Source organism: Marinomonas transparens (genome assembly GCF_016463975.1).
Classification (GTDB): Bacteria; Pseudomonadota; Gammaproteobacteria; order Pseudomonadales; family Marinomonadaceae; genus Marinomonas; species Marinomonas transparens.
In genome coordinates this window covers 234,299-251,362 of record NZ_JAEMNX010000001.1, presented here as the reverse complement: position 1 = coordinate 251,362, position 17,064 = coordinate 234,299, and the positions used below count along the sequence as shown (strand labels likewise).

Genomic DNA, 17,064 nt, shown 5'->3' with positions numbered 1-17,064 from the left:
TCTCTTACTGCTTCAACTTGGGATCGAGGGCATCACGTAAGCCATCTCCCATGAGGTTAAACGCCAACACGGTGATCAAAATCATCAAACCGGGGAAGGTTACAACCCACCAAGCGCGTTGTACGAATTGCAATGCATCAGCCAACATAGAGCCCCACTCTGGTGTAGGTGGCTGAGCGCCAAGACCTAAGAAGCCTAAGGCCGCCATATCGAGAATAGCGCTGGAAAAGCCAAGGGTGGCTTGCACGATCAAAGGCGCTAAACAGTTTGGCAAGATGCAGATGAACATCAAACGCAGAGGCCCTGCGCCGATTACCCGTGAAGAGGTGACATAATCCCGCGACATTTCTGCCATGGTTGCGGCACGGGTTAGGCGTACATAGTGAGGGAGAGAGACAATAGAAATGGCCAGTGCCGCATTAACGATACTTGGCCCCAAAATCGCCACAATCGCAATAGCAAGTAACAAGCTTGGCATGGCCAGCATAATGTCCACAAATCGCATGATGATGGTATCAATAACCCCTTTGAAGTAGCCTGCGATTAATCCCAGCAAGATACCCACGATAAGAGAAGCCGTAACCGCGACAATACCGACTGAAATAGACAGACGCGAGCCATGAATTAAACGAGATAAAATGTCTCGTCCCACGTCATCTGTGCCTAATACAAAAGACCAGTTACCGCCTTCCAGCCAAGCTGGTGGTAATAAAAGGGCGTCACGATATTGGTCTGATGGTGAATGGGGAGCAACAATATCGGCAAAGATGGCCATAAAACAAATAAGTGCAATAACAACCAGCCCTGCGACTGCTCCTTTGTTACTACTAAAATAATGCCAAAACTCTTGCATTGGCGTCATGGGGGCTGGTGCGGTTAGTGAGTTAGCGGATGTTGAGGTATCTGTAGAAATTGTCATAAGGTCTCCTTATCGGCTATGTCGAATACGCGGATTGACAATGCCGTAGGTAATATCGACCAACAGGTTGACGATAATGATGATGCACGCCACGATCAAAATGCCGCCTTGTACAACGGGGTAATCACGACGACCAATAGACTCAATTAGCCATTTACCAATGCCTGGCCAAGCAAATACGGTTTCGGTCAGAATGGCACCAGACAATAAGATGCCGACCTGCAAACCAATAACGGTAATCACCGGAATGAGCGCATTTCGCAAAGCATGAATGATGATGACTCGCCACGGCGCAATGCCTTTGGCTCGTGCGGTACGAATATAGTCTTCGCTTAATACTTCCAGCATGGAGGAGCGCGTCATGCGCGCGATGACCGCCATGGGGATCGTGCCCAATACGATACTGGGTAAAATTAGATGAGACACAGCGGAGGTAAAAGAACCTGCTTCATCGGATAGCAGGGTGTCGATCAGCATGAAACCGGTGACATCGTCTATCCAATACACTACGTCTATTCTTCCTGACACTGGCGTCCAGCCCAATGTGACGGAGAATACCAGCATAAGTAACAAGGCCCACCAAAAGATAGGCATAGAATACCCCGTGAGTGAAAAGGTCATCACCGAGTGATCAAGAATGGTTCCGCGCTTTACCGCCGCAAAAATACCAGCAGGTAAGCCGATTAAAATAGCAAAAATGGCGGCACAAATGGTTAGCTCAACCGTTGCAGGAAACAGTGTGAGAAATTCTTTCATGACGGGTTCTTTGGTGATTAAAGAGTTACCAAGGTCACCTTGTAAAACCCCACCGACATAACGAAAGTATTGAACATATAAAGGCTTATCGAAACCCAATTGCGCACTTAATAGGGCATGACGTTCAGCGGAGACACCACGCTCTCCGGCCATCACTTCAATGGGGTCACCGGGAATGAGCCGAATAAGCGTAAAAGTGAGTAAGGTGATTCCGAGAAAAGTCGGAATAACGAGGCTTAAGCGGCGAAAAATAAATTGGAACATAAAGGACTGGCTCTCTTGGCTTTTAGTATGATCGAGCAAGGTGCTCGGTCAGCAAAGAATCTACTCACGTCCCAGCGAGCAGATTCTTTGTGATCGTCCGAGTAAGGACTTACTTCTATTTACTTACGTTGTAGAAGTAGTGACCACCAAGTGGGTCAATTTTGTAGCCTTTTACTTCTTTACGAATGGGTTCATACACAACTGAGTGAGCGATGGTGATCCAAGGTGCTTCACGCTTGAAGACGACCTGTGCTTTCTCGTAGTCTTTTGTACGTTCCGCTTTGTCCGAGGTACGTTTGGCATCAAGCAATAGGTTGTTAAACTCTTCGTTACACCATTGAGCACGGTTAGATCCTCCAACAGCGTCACAGCCTAGCAAGACGTATAGGAAGTTATCTGGGTCACCGTTGTCACCAGTCCAACCTAGTAAAAAGGTGTCCGCTTCGCCTTTCTTCGTGCGGCTTAGGTATTCGCCCCATTCATAAGACACAACCTCTGCTTTCACACCGACTTTAGACCAATCTTCCTGCATGATTTCCGCCATACGACGGGCATTTGGGTTGTATGGACGTTGTACAGGCATGGCCCAAATATTGGTAGAGAAGCCATCAGGGTAGCCGGCTTCTGCTAATAGTTTTTTTGCTTTTACTGGGTCGTATGGGTAATCCACAATATCCTTATTGTAAGACCACATAGTAGGTGGAAGCGGATTCTTAGCTTCTTTACCAGCGCCTTGGAACACCGCATCAATGATGGCTTTTTTGTCAGTTGCGTAGTTTAGGGCTTGGCGTACACGCACATCGGTGAAAGGTGCTTTTTTCGTATTAAAACCAAGGTAACCGACATTTAAGCCTTCTTGACTCATCAAGTTGATGTTTGGATCGGAAGCCATTTGCTTAAGATCCGCAGGGTTTGGGTAAGGCATCACATCACATTCGCCCGCTTTTAGTTTTGCGTAACGAACCGAAGCATCTGGGGTGATAGAGAATACCAAACGATCAACTTTTGCTTTGCCTTTCCAATAGTCTTTAAACGCGGTGTAGCGGATTAAAGAATCTTTTTGGTATTGAACTTTTTGGAATGGACCTGTGCCGACTGGATCAATGTCCAATTGCTCAGGCGTGCCTTTTTTCATTAGGTAATCGGCTTGTTCTTTGGAAAAAATAGACGCAAAGTCCATCGCTAAGTTAGCGATAAAAGGGGCTTCAGGTTTGCTTAATACGAATTTCACTGTGTAGTCGTCGACTTTCACAATATCCTTGATCAAATCGCCCATACTCATGCCATTAAAGTATTCGTAAGAGCCGTTAGAAACTGTGTGATAAGGATGTTTTTTATCCCATTGGCGAGCAAAAGAGAAAACCACATCATCAGCATTAAAGTCACGAGTTGGCTTGAATGATTTGCTCGAATGGAATTTCACACCTTTACGTAAATGGAAGGTGTATTCAAGGCCGTCAGCAGAGACATCGTAGCTTGTTGCTAAACCTGGCTCTGTTTCCGTGGTGCCCAGTGTGAATTCCATCAAACGGTTAAACATGTTTTTAGAGGTGGCATCAAAGGTCGTACCTGCCGTGTAAAACGCTGGGTTAAACCCTTCTGGGCTACCTTCTGAGCAATAAACAAGGGTAGTTGCGGCGTGAGCGGAAGTGGTGATCGCACTCGCGGCCAAAAGGGCAAGCGGAAGTGCAGCTAACTTGTTTTTCATTTTAACTCTCCATTAGCATAATTATAGTCGTGTCAGACACGTGGGAAGTCGAATCAGGTTGGTTCATTTTGTGTTTTTTGGCAGGAGGTGGCATTCCTGTAAATAATGTTTTAAAACGAACTTCATTCAAGCTACCCAGCTTGAATGAAGTCGTTCTGTCTCATCCTTGAGCCCCCTTTAGCTATTCGTCGTTGCTTTGCCTTAAGCAGAAACAACCAAAATAGCATCATTGGAGATTACCCAAATGGTCAGTAATGACCAATCGAAATAACGATATGCCCTATGCATGGAATGAATACGGTTTTTTGAAGAAAGGCGGAAAGTCTTTAAATCAAAGGATTTGCTCAGAAATACGGTAATTAAAAAGCGTAAAGAATTAGCAAAAAAATATTAAGTAGACACAAAAATGTCATAAAAAACATTTTTTTCGTAAAGGGAAGGGCAGCTTGCGGCGGGATTTTTATCGAAAAATAGTTGCTTAAAAGCCACTTACTTTATGGCCTTGGTATGAATTGTAGACTTTCATGATGTTTGTCATTGTGCTTCTTTTCCTGTGGATAACTTTGTGTAAGAAAAATCTAATGGAAGAATATATCGTAGTGCTTGGTATTTTTTTTAATAATCGCGCATTTTTTGATCTAATTTGATTCTTTCTTGCGCTGGAGAAAAAAAGCATTGCTATTTGTCAATAGTAAAAGTGGTTGCTTTAAGGTTTTAGCAATAAAAAAGCGCCTACAAAGAGGCGCAGTATTTTTAAGTATGTTTCTAGAAAAAATCATAAATATAAAAAATAACGATAAAAAACAATAGTTTATTTATTTATTTCAATATGTATTAGGTCTGCTAATGCATTGGCAAGTTGTTCATTGCCTTCTGCGTCTAGGTGTACCCCGTCCATCTCACTGGGTTGTATTACGCCTGCCGAGTTGAGAAAGATACAATGATGTTGAACGGCTACTTCTTGGTAGTATTTATGAAAAAATTGAGATTTTTCAACGGCTCCAGTGAAACTTTCGGCCATACTTCCTGCTGGGGATAAAATATTTGGTGGGGCTACTACGACAATGCTGGGAGCTGGAAAATTATAAGTATTTGGTATTCTGGATCTGGCTATTAGCTTTTCTACGCCTTTTGCCGCTTCGTAGGCGCCTACGTTGAAATGTCGTTTTAGGTCATTGGTTCCTAGCATGATGATTAAGATGTCGACTGGACCAAAGGTTTCCAAGGCGGCTTGAATGTAGGCTAAGCCATTTCGTCCTTCTAAAAAAGGGTCGTTCCAGAGGGTAGTACGTCCCGGTAAACCAAAGTTAATGACCTGATGATGTTCGCCTATTAATTTGTTGAGTATGTTTGGCCAACGTAGATGTTTCGGATAACGTCCGCCATTTGGCGCGCTACCCCAAGTGAGAGAATCGCCGTAACAAAGAATGGTTGCCATAATCTAATCCTCCTGTTTTATCATTCGGTATGTAGAACTGTGAACGATACTTGATATTCGCTCATGACACCTTGCGATGGTCTCCTTAGTATAGCTAAGCGAAAGGGGTTGTATGAAATGATTTATTTAATCGAGCGGTTTGAGGTAGAGTCGTTCAATAATAAAATCAATGAGGCAGTATGCCAGTGACTCCTTCCCATACACCTGAGGCAATGCAAGCGGCCTTTGCTCGGCTTAAGGCACATGCCCAACAGGATGCTTTTCCCTCTGTACAGGTGCGTCGACAGAATTTAGCTCGCTTACAAGCCGCTATATTGCAATACGAAATACCGTTACTCGAAGCCTTACAGCAAGACTATGGTCACCGATCCCATGAAGAATCTCGCTTAATCGAATTGTTTCCCACTGTTTCTGAGCTTAAACACGCTAAATGCCACCTAGCTAGGTGGATGCAACCATCGAAGCGTAGCGTGCATATCAGTGCGCTTCCCGCGAGTGCTAAGGTGCACTATCAACCCAAAGGCGTCATTGGGGTCGTCTCTCCATGGAATTACCCCGTCTTGCTCAGCTTAGGGCCTCTGATTGGGGCTTTAGCGGCAGGAAATAGGGTCATGTTGAAGGTGTCTGAGTTTTGCCCTGCAACCAATAAGGTAGTGCGGGACATAGTGGATCAATCTCTAGGCGGAGAGTGGGTTGAGCTGGTGGAAGGGGAAGCCAATATAGCGAATGAATTTACTCAACTAACATTTGATCATTTGCTCTTTACTGGTTCTACGCAAGTGGGCCGTATGGTGATGCAAAATGCGGCAAAAAATCTTGTACCTGTTACTTTGGAGTTAGGCGGTAAATCACCACTATTAGTGGCGCCGTCTGCGGATCTAAAAATGACGGCGAAGAGACTGGTGTTTGGTAAGGTAACGAACGCAGGTCAAACCTGTGTCGCACCGGATTACATCTTGTGTCATCAGGATCAAAAAAAGGCTTTGCTTGAGCATATCAAGCAAACACTGAAAGAGTATTATCCTCAGGGGATTTCTAGCCCTGATTACACCAGTTTGATTAACGAACGACAGCTAGAGCGTTTGAAGGGTTACCTTGCTGAAGCCCGCTCTGCTGGAGTGGTATGTGAAAACCTTATGCTAGAGGGGCCAGTCGAGGAAGGGGGAAAGTTGGCTTTACATATTTTACATCAGCCAGGTGATGACTTGCGTGTTATGCAAGACGAAATATTTGGGCCTTTATTGCCTATTTTAACCTATTCAGATATGGCAGACGCCTTGTCTTATATTCAGCAACGACCGCGTCCGTTAGCTATGTATTTGTTTACTAACCAAGCGGAAGACAGAAAGCGCTGTGAAAACCAGATAGCCAGTGGCAGCTTGGTAATCAACCATACGATTATTCAGGTGGCGCAGCCTGATTTACCGTTTGGTGGTGTCGGAGCGTCTGGTATAGGGGCGTATCATGCGGAGGAGGGGTTTCTGACCTTTTCCCATGGAAAGTCGGTATTACATAAACGAGGGCCTAACTTAGCAGGACTGTTTTCTCCTCCCTATAAAAGCCAAATACACCGATTGATGGCGAAAGTCTGGCCTTATTTTTAGCTCTTTTTCAGGATGGGACACAGACATAAAAAAAGCTCATGATGTGATCACCATGAGCTTTTTTACTTTTTTGAAGAAGCTTTATTTCAATTCATTTAGACGTTTTGCAATGGCGTCTATCTCTTGGCTCATGTTACTGAGCTTGTTGGAATCAGCGGCATTACTGCCGGTTAAGTCCTGCAAACGAGAAACAAATTTACTGAGGTCATTAGAGACTTTTTGTTGCTCCTCTGCTGCCACCGAGATCTGTATGGCTTGATCCGTAATTTGTGAAAAGGCATCAACCACTAGTTGCAAATGGTTGGCTGTGGATTCTGCTGTGGCTACGGCTTTTTCCGTTTCGCTCTGGCCTAACTCCATGGAAGTAACTGAGTCTTTAGAAGCAACCTGCAAGCGGCCTAGTACCTGTTCAATTTCCACGGCCGAGCTTTCACTTTTTGCGGCAAGGTTCCGTACTTCATCAGCCACCACGGCAAAACCTCGGCCGGTTTCCCCTGCTCGCGCTGCTTCAATAGCGGCGTTTAGAGCGAGCAAGTTAGTTTGCTCGGCGATGTCACGAATAACGCCTAACATGCCATTGGCTTGACGGCTGTCTTCGTCCAATTTGAGAATGTTAGTTTGCGCCTGAGTCATGGCATCAGTGAGGGTACGCATGGTCTGAATCACGGTTTGCATCTCGTCACCACTCTTACGAACGTCGGTGTGAATGCGATCAACGGTTTCTTTGGTTTCGTTGGCATACATAGCAACATCGTGAGAGGTCACGCCGAGCTCTTCGGTTGCCGCTGCGAGGGTATGGTTTTCATCACTCAAGCTATTGGCCTTGCTCAAGAAGTCATTACTAAATTGATTTAGACGACCGGCATCACCAACAAGGTTGGCTGATTCTATGTGGATTTGCTCTAGTAGTTTCTTCAGTTTGTCGCCGTAGGCGTTGACGGATTGACGAAGATCTCCGATTTCATTGAGCTTACCGACTTCCAATTCCTCGGCACTGCCACCGTCAGCCAGATCTTGAATTTGTTGTGTCGTTTGGTTGATTTTTTGCAGAAAGCTGCGAAAGAAGTAAACAACAATAATGCTGACTACGATCAACAGAGCGCCAATCGTTAGCATTAGGAATAAGCCCATGCTTTGCGCAATCTCTGTCATACGTTCTTTCGGTACAACTAAACCTATGGTCCAGCCTGTTTGTGGATGCTTGAAAACATCTACATAAGCTGCACCATCTAGAATGTCATCGTGATCCAGTGATACGACCTTTGTTGAATTATTATTTTGGGCTAGGGCAGGTTTGAGCCAAGGTAGTTCATTCCCTAATTCTTGCGCTGTGAGCATACTGCCGTCACTTTTGACTAGCTTAGCCTTACCTTTTGGGAAGCTGAGCACTTGTCCTATTTGATCAATAGCAAACACGTAGCCGTCATTTGCAGAGCCATATTGTGCTAGCGTTTCTGTTATGCCATCAAGCATCATGTCTACGGTACTAACACCTGTAAACCGGTTGCCTTCTTTCATTGGAATGGTACAGGTCACCATTGGAATATTGGTAACAGGGTCTATGTAGGCTTCAGACCATGCACAAAGGTCAACCGGGGCGTTTTTCCCTACCTTGTACCAACCTTCATTGTGATAACCCGACCCAGCAGGGTCATTGTAGTCGTCTAGGTAACTCATGTTGGAGCCATCACGTCCCCAGAAAAAGCTGCGGCGTTCAGTGCCTTGTGTAAAGGCATTTGGTTCAGGCCAAATACCACCGCCAGCAATGCTTTTATCATCGTGATTATTGACTATGCTTGGAAAGAGTTTTTTGAAAAGGGCTTCTTCTTTAGGTAGCTCAGTCCCCGCTAATGCTAGAGTACTGGTCAATAGTTGAATTTTTTCTAGCTTGGCACTGAGAAGCTCACTTAATCCTTTTTGATTAACGGTAATTTGTCGCTGTCGCTCAGCTGTTAGATCAGGCTTTACTTTCATTTCTACGACTAAATCAATACAAACAAGAGCGAGTAATAAAATAGTTAGTAGGCCAATGTTGATTTGTTGGCTGATTCGAATTGGGGACTTCATAATACTCCATGTATACCAAATAAGTGGTGGGATAACCGAGCAAATAATCTCAGCTCTGGTACATTTTGCAAGCAATATATATACCTGTTTTATGAGGTTTTCGTGTAAGTATTAAAGCAATGCTGATTTTATCATGGGGCGTTTATGTTTCAACTTGTCATACTTAGCAATCAACAACATATTGATTTGGCTAATTTATCTCTTAATTCTGAACAGATGGGCCTTCCTAAAAGCATCCCTGTTGCTGTTCAACAATGCTGCCTTGTAGGAGGTAAACAAGCGGGATCACGGCTTATTACATTAACGGTTGGTGACGCTGTGGTACGTATTGTTCCAACCCGCGGCATGGCAATATTAGATGTAATCAAAAATGGCTCTCGTTTTGGTTGGGATTCGCCAGTAAAAGAGGTGGTGCATCCGAGCTTTATTAATCAAGAAGCGGCTGGTGGTTTAGGGTGGTTAGACGGGTTTAATGAGATGGTGGTGCGCTGTGGTTATCAATGGTCAGGGCATCCGGGACAAGATGGTGACGAGTTTTTAACCTTGCATGGGCGTATTCAAAATACGCCGGCGGATGAAGTGATTTTGGAGGTTGAGCAAACTCCACCATATCGTGTGACCTTACGTGGTCGTGTCGACGAAAAACGTTTTAAGTTCACCAACTTCGAGTTGCAAACCATGTTGTCATTAACGCCTGATGAACCTTACCTCACTATAGAAGACACGCTGACCAATAAAGGCAGCTATGCTCGTGAGTATCAAGCTATTTACCATAATAACTTTGCTCAACCTATTTTAGAAAACGGTGCTCAGCTGCATGTGCCTGTGAGTGAGCTATCCCCTTTTAATGATTACGCCATAGCTGGGTTGTCAGATTGGAATCAAATGCCAGCACCGACAGAAGGCTTTGATGAAATGGTGTTTAATATCCGACCACTTAGCGATGAACAGGGGCTAAGTCGTGCGTTATTGCATAACGCTAAGGGAACCTGTGGTATAGAAGTCACCTATCAAACGCAGACCTTACCTGTGCTGACGATCTGGAAAAATACCGACACCGAAGAGCAGGGTTATGTGGTGGGAATCGAACCCGGCACCAGTTTTGCCTACAACCGGTCTTATCAGCGTGAGCTTGGTTTGGTGCCGACGATTGACGCTGGAGAATCCAAGCAATTCTATGTGCGATTTGGTTTGTTTACACAGGAAAAACAAGTCACTGAAAGTCGAGAGCACATTGAAGCATTACAAAAAATGCAAAGCTTGAAAGTGTTCACTAAACCTCTTGTGAAAGTTTAGTTTCACGGCGGAATCTTTCCCAGTCGCCAGCTTCCATATAGGAAGATTGCTCTAGGGGTTGGTTATAGACATAAATCCATCCTCTACCATAGGGCGAGAAGATGGGTTTACGCAGATACAAGGAGGTTTGTGGAGTACTAGGGTCGTATTCTTCAAGGTTGTCTAAGGATGCTAAGGTTTCATCCGATACCTTATACCACTCAATTCTGACTCGACCACTGTCATCGTGAGTTGGGACTATGCCGGGGTAATCACCAAAGTTGAACATCTTATAGCCAGTTAGCCAGCCGAGGGCGATGCGTTTGCCGTCAGCTATGTAGTGGTGATTATCCATTTTCTCCCGAAGAGAGCCATACACGGCGACGATATGCTGAGACACGATTGATGATCTCCATCCTAATCTATAAAAGGCACACCATGCCGATACAGGGATAGAACATCAAGCGCTTGAGATAAGGCTTTGTGAAAAATTACATTACCATGACAGGTTCTTTAATATCGTAAGGTATAACAAAGACTTAAGTACAACTTATTGTTGGTGGACATTAGCTATGGGCTTTTTCATGGTCGAGCAGCCAGCGTTTCCGTTCTAATCCACCCGCGTATCCGGTCAAGCTACCATCTTTACCAATAACCCGATGACAAGGAATGATAATGGCAATGCGATTCATACCATTGGCTCTTGCGACCGCGCGTACGGCTTTGGGGTTATTTAATCGAATGGCTTGCTCTTGATAGCTGGCGGTTTCACCGTAGGGAATCGTACCAAGGGCTTGCCAAACTTGATTTTGAAAGTCTGTCCCCGGTGTTTGCAGTGGTACGGTGAAGTTTTTACGTGCTCCCGAAAAATACGCTTCAAGTTCCTGTTTTAGCTGTTTGGTATGCTGGTTTTCGCCAGTGATAATGGTGGCTTTTAAACGTTTTTGTAAATCTTCGAACTCGCTTTCTAGCATGCGTCGGTCAACGAACTCTAATAGACAAATACCTTTTTCCGTTGCGCAGACAAACATGGGTCCAATCGGAGTCGTTAGCCTATCTATTAAAATCACAGAGTTCTCCATATTAAGGGAAGGCGAATGGCCAAGTAGCTTTTTAAAAGTGTAACCGAAACCACTTAAAGAGTCGTAACCTGAATCCAAGGCTGTGTTGGTTGCCGTTTTTCCACTCTTTAATTCCTTAAAGGCATAGTTGATGCGATACATTCGCTGAAAAGTCTGAAAGGTCATACCATAATGCTGATTAAACCAGCGGCGCAAAAATATAGGGCGAATCCCTGCTTCTACTAACTGCTGGTCGGTAATTTTAGCCTTAGTGCAATCTCTTACCAGATCCATCGCCATTTGCACTTCATGGGGGGCTTCGTTGGCGTTTTCTGTTGGCCGACAAATTTTACAAGGTCGAAAGCCCGCATCCATAGCGTCTTTAAAGTGAGTATAAAACGCTACATTTTCTCGTTTAGGTTTACGCGCCCGACATGTCGCAATACAAAAGATAGATGTTGTTTTAACACCAACAAAGAAAATCCCCACGTAACTGGGTTTACGCTTAAGTAACGCTTGATAGTAGTCGTCAGCTTGTTTTTCGTTGGTTATTAGCATGGTGTTATTCGCTATGGATCGTTTTTCAATATTGTTTAAAGAAGGTTAACGCTCTTCCACCTTTAACAACAACCGAAAACTGGACAAGTATTTTATTGATTGCTTTTTGACCGTTTCTATTTATGCAATATAGCCTTTTAAAGGTGCTTGTTTATTTACTTATAAGGCTGGCGTAGAGTCACTTTCATCATTAATACCTGTCTCATTTTGAAAAAGGAACGTCGTATGTCATCTATTGTTGTACAAAACCCTACTTCGGCAGATCAGCTGTTCTTGTTATTTCATGGTGTTGGTGCGACACCACAAAGCCTTGAACCGTTAGGAAAGCACTTGGCCCAATTTTTTCCAATGGCGGCTGTCATTTCAATTCAAGCACCAGAGGAATGTGATTTAGGGCAGGGTTTTCAATGGTTTTCAGTACAAGGTGTGACAGAAGAAAACCGCTCTGCAAGAATTACCGCTGCGTTACCCCTTTTTGAAAATACTATTCAATCATGGCAAACAAAGTTTAGCTTAAGTAGAGATGAAACGACGTTGATCGGCTTCTCACAGGGGGCAATAATGTCTTTGTCTTCTACTCAAACCGATACAGAAACTCTTGCGCATAAAGTCATTTCCTTATCTGGACGATTTGCGGTAATGCCAACTAAAGCGCCCATCAATACGCGAATTTCTTTTTTGCATGGAGACCAAGATCAGATGATTGACTATCGGTATGCTGAAGCGGCTTATCAAGCTTTAAATGCTCTTGGTGCTGATGTGACTTTTGATCTTATTCCAAATCTTGGTCATACAATTAATCAAATAGAAGCGGAGAAGTTGATTGGATATCTTCAATAACAGGGATTTTCCTGACCATATAGGTAGAATGGAGATTCCGTAACACTCATCTGGGAAAGAGCTATGTTGTTAAAACCAAGTCTGATTCTGGCCGCTAGTGCCTTAATGTTTAGCGTAGTTGCGCAAGCTGATCGTTTAGAAGATATTCAAAAGCAAGGTTACATTACCGTTGGAACAACGGGAGACTACAAACCATTTTCTTTTTACGATGGTAAACAATTTAGCGGCTATGATATAGATGTAGCGAAATACTTCGCGGCTGAGATGGGTGTAGAAGTGAAGTTTTTTCAAACCACTTGGAAAGGCTTGTTAGAAGGTTTAGATGACGACAAATATGACATTGCCATGGGAGGAATTACGCGTCGTATTTCTCGTCAAATGGCAGCGGAACAAACTCAAGGTTATATGACGTTTGGTAAGTGTTTCCTTGTCGCTCAAGGACGTGAAGCAAGCTTTGATACCCTAGCAGAAGTCAATCGTCCAGAGGTTCGTGTCGGCGTAAATATTGGCGGAACCAATGAAAAATTTGCTGACAAATTCCTCAACAAAGCCACCATAGTGCGTTTTGAAAACAATCTAGATGTACCAAAAGCTGTGGTCGCTGGTAAAGTGGACGTGATGGTCACAGAAACGCCAGAAGCGCTTTATTATCAGGTGATTAATAAAAAACTGGATGCCGTACGTGAAGACAATCCATTCACCAAAAGCCAGTTTGGTTATCTGATTCCTGATGGCGAGCAGCGTTTATTGAATACGGTTAACTTCATGATGGACGAAATGAAATTGAAAGGGGTTGATGAAGCGCTAATGAAACAGAATTCGTTGAAATAGTTTGTAATTGCGCGGTTTAAAATTTTTTTAAACCGCGTTTGATTTTATGTCCTCTATACATCAGATAGAAAAATAAGCCGCGTGGCGCTTTAGTTCCTCTGCCAATGTCCCTAAGCTATTTGCGGCTATTTTATTTTCATTGTAAAGCGTATTAGAAAGTTGGCTCATGCTATTGGCAGAATCAATTACTTCTTGCATATCTGCCTGTAAACTATCAATGCCTTCTAGCTGTTTTGCTGATGCGCTTGTCACAAGCTGAATATTGCTTACGGACTGTCTTGCTTGAGTCATTATTTGTGTCAATAGCTCACTGGATTCTTGGCTAAGTTCGATTCCTTTTTCTAATTGCGGAAGGCTGGCAGACATGACTTTCATCGTTTCGGATGTGCCATTTTGAACATCTTTTAGCATGTTTTCTATTTCGAATGTTGCCTCGCCGGTACGTGATGCTAGGCTTCTGACCTCATCTGCTACCACTGCAAAGCCTCGCCCTGTTTCTCCTGCTCGTGCAGCTTCAATGGCGGCATTTAAAGCTAACAGGTTTGTTTGTTCAGAAATGGAGCTGATGGTTGTGGTAATACCGCTTATTTCTTGTACTCGTTTTTCAAGATTACTTAAGTTATCAACGGCTTCTTGTACGGTTTCAAAAATATTTTTTATGGCTTGTCCTGCATCGGATACCGCTTTGTTACCTTGTTCAGCGGTTGCGCTGGAGGTCGTCGAATTTTGATCTGTTTCTGTTAACAGATTTGAGACGAGTTGAGCCTCTTTCGTCACTTCTTGCATTTGTTGTGTGGCCTGAGTGCTGTATTTTTCTTGCCTGCTTCCTAAGGCATTTATATCCTCTGTATTATTGCTTTCACATGCTGTGTTGGCGGTAATGTTATCCGCTGCGTTAGATATGCCAGTGATGGTGTTTTTAAGCTGTGTTTGCAGTTGTGCAAGGGAGTCTAATACGCTGCCTTGAAACTTACTTTCTACTTTTAGTGATAGGTCACCTGATGCCATTGATTTAAGAATGTTCGCAATATGTGAAGGTTCACCTCCTAATAGGCGCTTGAAGCTTCTTAACATGAGGATAATAACGATACAGCCAATAACGACGGCGATGATACTTACCATCATCATCATATTTGTAAAGGATTCTGCTACCGTGCGAATGACACTTGTTTTGCTTTTGTTTTGTGCTTCTTCATAGTCAATGAAGGCATTGATCGTCGCTAGCCAAGTAACAAAGCCTTCGCTTGCCTGCTCTAATAGGAGTGTTTTTGCTTCTTCCACCTTGTCGCTTTGACGAAGTTCAATAATACGTTTTACCAAGGGGAGTACGTACTCTTCAGTTGCTTTAATATCGGCTAGGATTTTACGTTCAGAATCTGATGAATTGGTTGCCATAATTGCATCCAAAGGACCAGCAGACTCTATGTAAAAACCTTCAAGCTTTTTAATAACCTTTAAAGTATCGGTTAGTTTATTTTCGTCTTTTAATAAAACAACGTCTCTGATGGCAATGGCTCTATCGTGAACTGAGCCTCGAAAGTTAATAGCATGGCGTTGTTTTACGGCATTTATGTCATTAATGATGGTTAGCCCCTGATTAATTTCATCAACCTTTTTTACACCGATGACGGTAATGAAAATAATTAATGAAAGAATAAGGCTAAATCCAATGATGAGACGATGGCTTACTTTTAAGTTCATAGTTAAACTCCTTGAGAAAGTACTATGGAGTATTCGCTTTCGCTTACATTTCATAAAGTGTGCATTCGTAAGAAAAAGTCATGTATTGTAAGGGGTTAACTAAACGCATCTCATTCTCGGAAAATAGAGACAGCCTAGAAGAAGTTATTAAGGTTCGATGTTTTATGTCGGAAACTTTTTAAGCAAAAGCTTTTGTCACTTCATATTATTCTCCTTATTATTTGTTCCCTTTTTAGATTTTCTTCTGACTTGCACTCACGTCGTTTAAGGACAATGTTATGGATTACAGCCTATTCACAGTTAGCCTTTTAATTGGTACAGGCTTTATTGCTGGCATTATTAACACTTTGGCTGGAGGCGGCTCTAACCTGACCTTACCTGCTCTCATGGTGATGGGGATGCCTGCTGATATTGCTAATGCGACCAATCGCGTTGGGGTGTTTTTACAGAATGTGGCCGCGACGGTTGGTTTTCGTAAGGCCAAAAAGCTAGATTCCGCTGATATTTTACCGGTGATGATTCCGTCTTTGCTTGGCGGTGTGGTTGGTGCCTTTGCCGCCAGTTATGCTCCTGAAGAATGGCTTAAGCCATTATTGCTTAGTGCTATGATAGGCATGACTATCATTATGATTGTTCGTCCTACTATGATTGCGCCACCAGAAGGCACCGTACCCTTTAAAGTGACAGAAAAGCCCAGTGCTTGGATTGCCTTGTTTATTGCGGGTGTTTATGGTGGCTTTGTACAAGCAGGCGTAGGCTTTATTCTAATTGCCGCACTGGCAGGGACATTACGTTATGACCTAGTACGAACCAATGCGTTGAAAATGGTGTGTACTCTTGGCTTTACGGCTTTAGCTCTAGGGGTATTTATCTGGAATGACCAAATCCTCTGGATTCCCGGTTTAATGCTCGCCTCTGGCACCATGCTTGGATCAACTTTTGCGGTTAAGCTTGCTATCAAAGCGAACCCTAATCATCTCAAGTGGTTTCTGTTCATTATGACGGTTTGTGGCAGTACCGCCGCTTTGTTGAGTGACTAGAGCAGGCACGAACACGCTTCTTATCTTTGTAGGACAATTGTTATTCGTTTTTTTAGGTTAATTTACCCACTGCATTAGTACGGAGGCTGGTTTGTATCAACTATTTTATTTTCCACGTAATGCGAGTTGGGCGCCGCATATTTTGCTTGAAGAAATCGGTGCTCAGTTTGAGCTTGTGTTGGTGGATAGAAAATCTGAGGCGCAAAAGTCCAGTGACTATTTAAAACTCAATCCGACGGGACGCATTCCAACATTGATTGATGGTGATCAGGTTGTTTTTGAGAGTGCGGCTATTTGTCTGCATCTTTGTGAGGCCCATTCATCTTCAGGCTTGGTACCTGACACTGGCACACCAGAAAGAACGCTATTTTATCAATGGCTTTTTTATCTGACAGGCAGTATTCAATCTGAGTTAATGCTGTATTTTTATCCTGAGAAACATACTCTACTGCCAGAACATGCGGCGTCGATTTCAGCGGTTCACGAGACGCGTATTACTGAAATGTTTGCTTTGATAGATAAGGAATTAGAAGGCAAAGAATTTCTTCTTGGTGATCGTTTTAGCGTTTGTGACATCTTTTTATTCATGTTGTCGCACTGGGCAAGTGACTTCGCCCATCCACCATTGGCTTTTCAGAATCTAGGGAAGGTCTGAATAAGTCTACTAAGACTCAGTCTTTCAGAGAAATCGTCAAATAAGGCGCGACTCTGATGTAATGTAAGTACCTTTCAAAGAGTCGCAACGCAGTGTGGCGTTTTCTCTGAAAGACCCGTAGGGCATGGTCTAAAAGCCTGAATTCTTTGTTGAGCACCTCGACAATAGAGCAACTATTCACATTCGGTACTCGCCTCGAATAACAGACTTTTATCCACATGCTGAGACAAGAGGACTTGTTCAGGCCTTCCCTAGGTAAGCATTTAAAAAAGCTGGCTCAACGACCGGCTATCATAAAGGTTTGTGCGATAGAAGGGACGAGTTTGGAAGCTTATCAATCGTTTATT

The 17,064-nt window shown here is 43.5% G+C and carries 14 protein-coding genes; 6 read left to right on the top strand and 8 right to left on the bottom strand.

What is annotated here, in order from left to right; genetic code table 11:
• Positions 1–4: 4 nt before the first annotated feature.
• The 4 genes from dppC to I8J31_RS01170 form a co-directional block, all read right to left on the bottom strand.
• Positions 5–919, bottom strand: coding sequence for a dipeptide ABC transporter permease DppC (gene dppC / locus I8J31_RS01185; protein WP_199466358.1), 915 nt, complete (start codon positions 917–919; stop codon positions 5–7).
• A gap of 9 nt (positions 920–928) precedes the next feature.
• Positions 929–1,939: an ABC transporter permease subunit gene (locus I8J31_RS01180; RefSeq protein ID WP_199466357.1), complete on the bottom strand. Its 1,011-nt coding sequence runs from the start codon at positions 1,937–1,939 to the stop codon at positions 929–931.
• 115 nt (positions 1,940–2,054) lie between these two features.
• Positions 2,055–3,647, bottom strand: a complete 1,593-nt coding sequence (locus I8J31_RS01175) for an ABC transporter substrate-binding protein (RefSeq protein ID WP_199466356.1) — start codon at positions 3,645–3,647, stop codon at positions 2,055–2,057.
• An 811-nt stretch (positions 3,648–4,458) separates the two neighbouring features.
• Positions 4,459–5,085, bottom strand: a complete 627-nt coding sequence (locus tag I8J31_RS01170) for an SGNH/GDSL hydrolase family protein (RefSeq protein WP_199466355.1) — start codon at positions 5,083–5,085, stop codon at positions 4,459–4,461.
• A gap of 179 nt (positions 5,086–5,264) precedes the next feature.
• On the opposite strand from I8J31_RS01170, the gene I8J31_RS01165 reads away from it, so the two are divergent.
• Positions 5,265–6,689, top strand: a complete 1,425-nt coding sequence (locus tag I8J31_RS01165; RefSeq protein ID WP_199466354.1) for a coniferyl aldehyde dehydrogenase — start codon at positions 5,265–5,267, stop codon at positions 6,687–6,689.
• A gap of 81 nt (positions 6,690–6,770) precedes the next feature.
• Here I8J31_RS01165 and I8J31_RS01160 read toward each other — a convergent pair whose 3' ends face one another.
• The gene (locus I8J31_RS01160) at positions 6,771–8,756 is read right to left on the bottom strand and encodes a methyl-accepting chemotaxis protein (RefSeq protein ID WP_199466353.1); all 1,986 of its coding nucleotides are present in this window, start codon (positions 8,754–8,756) and stop codon (positions 6,771–6,773) included.
• Positions 8,757–8,900: 144 nt separating this feature from the next.
• On the opposite strand from I8J31_RS01160, the gene I8J31_RS01155 reads away from it, so the two are divergent.
• Positions 8,901–10,052, top strand: coding sequence for an aldose 1-epimerase family protein (locus I8J31_RS01155; protein WP_199466352.1), 1,152 nt, complete (start codon positions 8,901–8,903; stop codon positions 10,050–10,052).
• Here I8J31_RS01155 and I8J31_RS01150 read toward each other — a convergent pair.
• Both I8J31_RS01150 and I8J31_RS21075 read right to left on the bottom strand, forming a co-directional pair.
• Entirely contained in the window at positions 10,030–10,431 is a 402-nt protein-coding gene (locus tag I8J31_RS01150; protein WP_199466351.1) for a gamma-glutamylcyclotransferase family protein, read from the bottom strand. The genes I8J31_RS01155 and I8J31_RS01150 overlap by 23 nt on opposite strands.
• Positions 10,432–10,597: 166 nt before the next feature.
• Positions 10,598–11,650, bottom strand: coding sequence for a bifunctional transcriptional activator/DNA repair enzyme AdaA (locus I8J31_RS21075; RefSeq protein WP_199466350.1), 1,053 nt, complete (start codon positions 11,648–11,650; stop codon positions 10,598–10,600).
• A gap of 225 nt (positions 11,651–11,875) precedes the next feature.
• Here I8J31_RS21075 and ypfH point away from each other — a divergent pair, with 225 nt between their 5' ends.
• Positions 11,876–12,490: an esterase gene (ypfH, locus tag I8J31_RS01140; RefSeq protein ID WP_199466349.1), complete on the top strand. Its 615-nt coding sequence runs from the start codon at positions 11,876–11,878 to the stop codon at positions 12,488–12,490.
• 63 nt (positions 12,491–12,553) lie between these two features.
• On the top strand, positions 12,554–13,321 hold the full coding sequence (locus I8J31_RS01135) for a transporter substrate-binding domain-containing protein (protein WP_199466348.1): 768 nt from the start codon (positions 12,554–12,556) through the stop codon (positions 13,319–13,321).
• 60 nt (positions 13,322–13,381) lie between these two features.
• On the opposite strand, the gene I8J31_RS01130 is transcribed toward I8J31_RS01135, so the two are convergent.
• On the bottom strand, positions 13,382–15,022 hold the full coding sequence (locus I8J31_RS01130) for a methyl-accepting chemotaxis protein (protein WP_199466347.1): 1,641 nt from the start codon (positions 15,020–15,022) through the stop codon (positions 13,382–13,384).
• Between the two features lie 278 nt (positions 15,023–15,300).
• Here I8J31_RS01130 and I8J31_RS01125 point away from each other — a divergent pair, with 278 nt between their 5' ends.
• Together I8J31_RS01125 and I8J31_RS01120 are read left to right on the top strand one after the other, a co-directional pair.
• Positions 15,301–16,062, top strand: a complete 762-nt coding sequence (locus I8J31_RS01125) for a sulfite exporter TauE/SafE family protein (protein ID WP_199466346.1) — start codon at positions 15,301–15,303, stop codon at positions 16,060–16,062.
• Between the two features lie 91 nt (positions 16,063–16,153).
• Positions 16,154–16,717, top strand: a complete 564-nt coding sequence (locus I8J31_RS01120; protein WP_199466345.1) for a glutathione S-transferase family protein — start codon at positions 16,154–16,156, stop codon at positions 16,715–16,717.
• Positions 16,718–17,064 lie beyond the last annotated feature (347 nt).

What these genes read in the sequence shown, in the direction of transcription:
- I8J31_RS01155 (WP_199466352.1), top strand. Translation starts at nt 8,901, where the DNA reads ATGTTTCAACTTGTCATACTTAGCAATCAACAACATATTGATTTGGCT.
- I8J31_RS01160 (WP_199466353.1), bottom strand. Translation starts at nt 8,756, where the DNA reads ATGAAGTCCCCAATTCGAATCAGCCAACAAATCAACATTGGCCTACTA.
- ypfH (WP_199466349.1), top strand. Translation starts at nt 11,876, where the DNA reads ATGTCATCTATTGTTGTACAAAACCCTACTTCGGCAGATCAGCTGTTC.
- I8J31_RS01125 (WP_199466346.1), top strand. Translation starts at nt 15,301, where the DNA reads ATGGATTACAGCCTATTCACAGTTAGCCTTTTAATTGGTACAGGCTTT.
- I8J31_RS01180 (WP_199466357.1), bottom strand. Translation starts at nt 1,939, where the DNA reads ATGTTCCAATTTATTTTTCGCCGCTTAAGCCTCGTTATTCCGACTTTT.
- I8J31_RS01135 (WP_199466348.1), top strand. Translation starts at nt 12,554, where the DNA reads ATGTTGTTAAAACCAAGTCTGATTCTGGCCGCTAGTGCCTTAATGTTT.
- dppC (WP_199466358.1), bottom strand. Translation starts at nt 919, where the DNA reads ATGACAATTTCTACAGATACCTCAACATCCGCTAACTCACTAACCGCA.
- I8J31_RS01130 (WP_199466347.1), bottom strand. Translation starts at nt 15,022, where the DNA reads ATGAACTTAAAAGTAAGCCATCGTCTCATCATTGGATTTAGCCTTATT.
- I8J31_RS01175 (WP_199466356.1), bottom strand. Translation starts at nt 3,647, where the DNA reads ATGAAAAACAAGTTAGCTGCACTTCCGCTTGCCCTTTTGGCCGCGAGT.
- I8J31_RS01170 (WP_199466355.1), bottom strand. Translation starts at nt 5,085, where the DNA reads ATGGCAACCATTCTTTGTTACGGCGATTCTCTCACTTGGGGTAGCGCG.
- I8J31_RS01165 (WP_199466354.1), top strand. Translation starts at nt 5,265, where the DNA reads ATGCCAGTGACTCCTTCCCATACACCTGAGGCAATGCAAGCGGCCTTT.
- I8J31_RS21075 (WP_199466350.1), bottom strand. Translation starts at nt 11,650, where the DNA reads ATGCTAATAACCAACGAAAAACAAGCTGACGACTACTATCAAGCGTTA.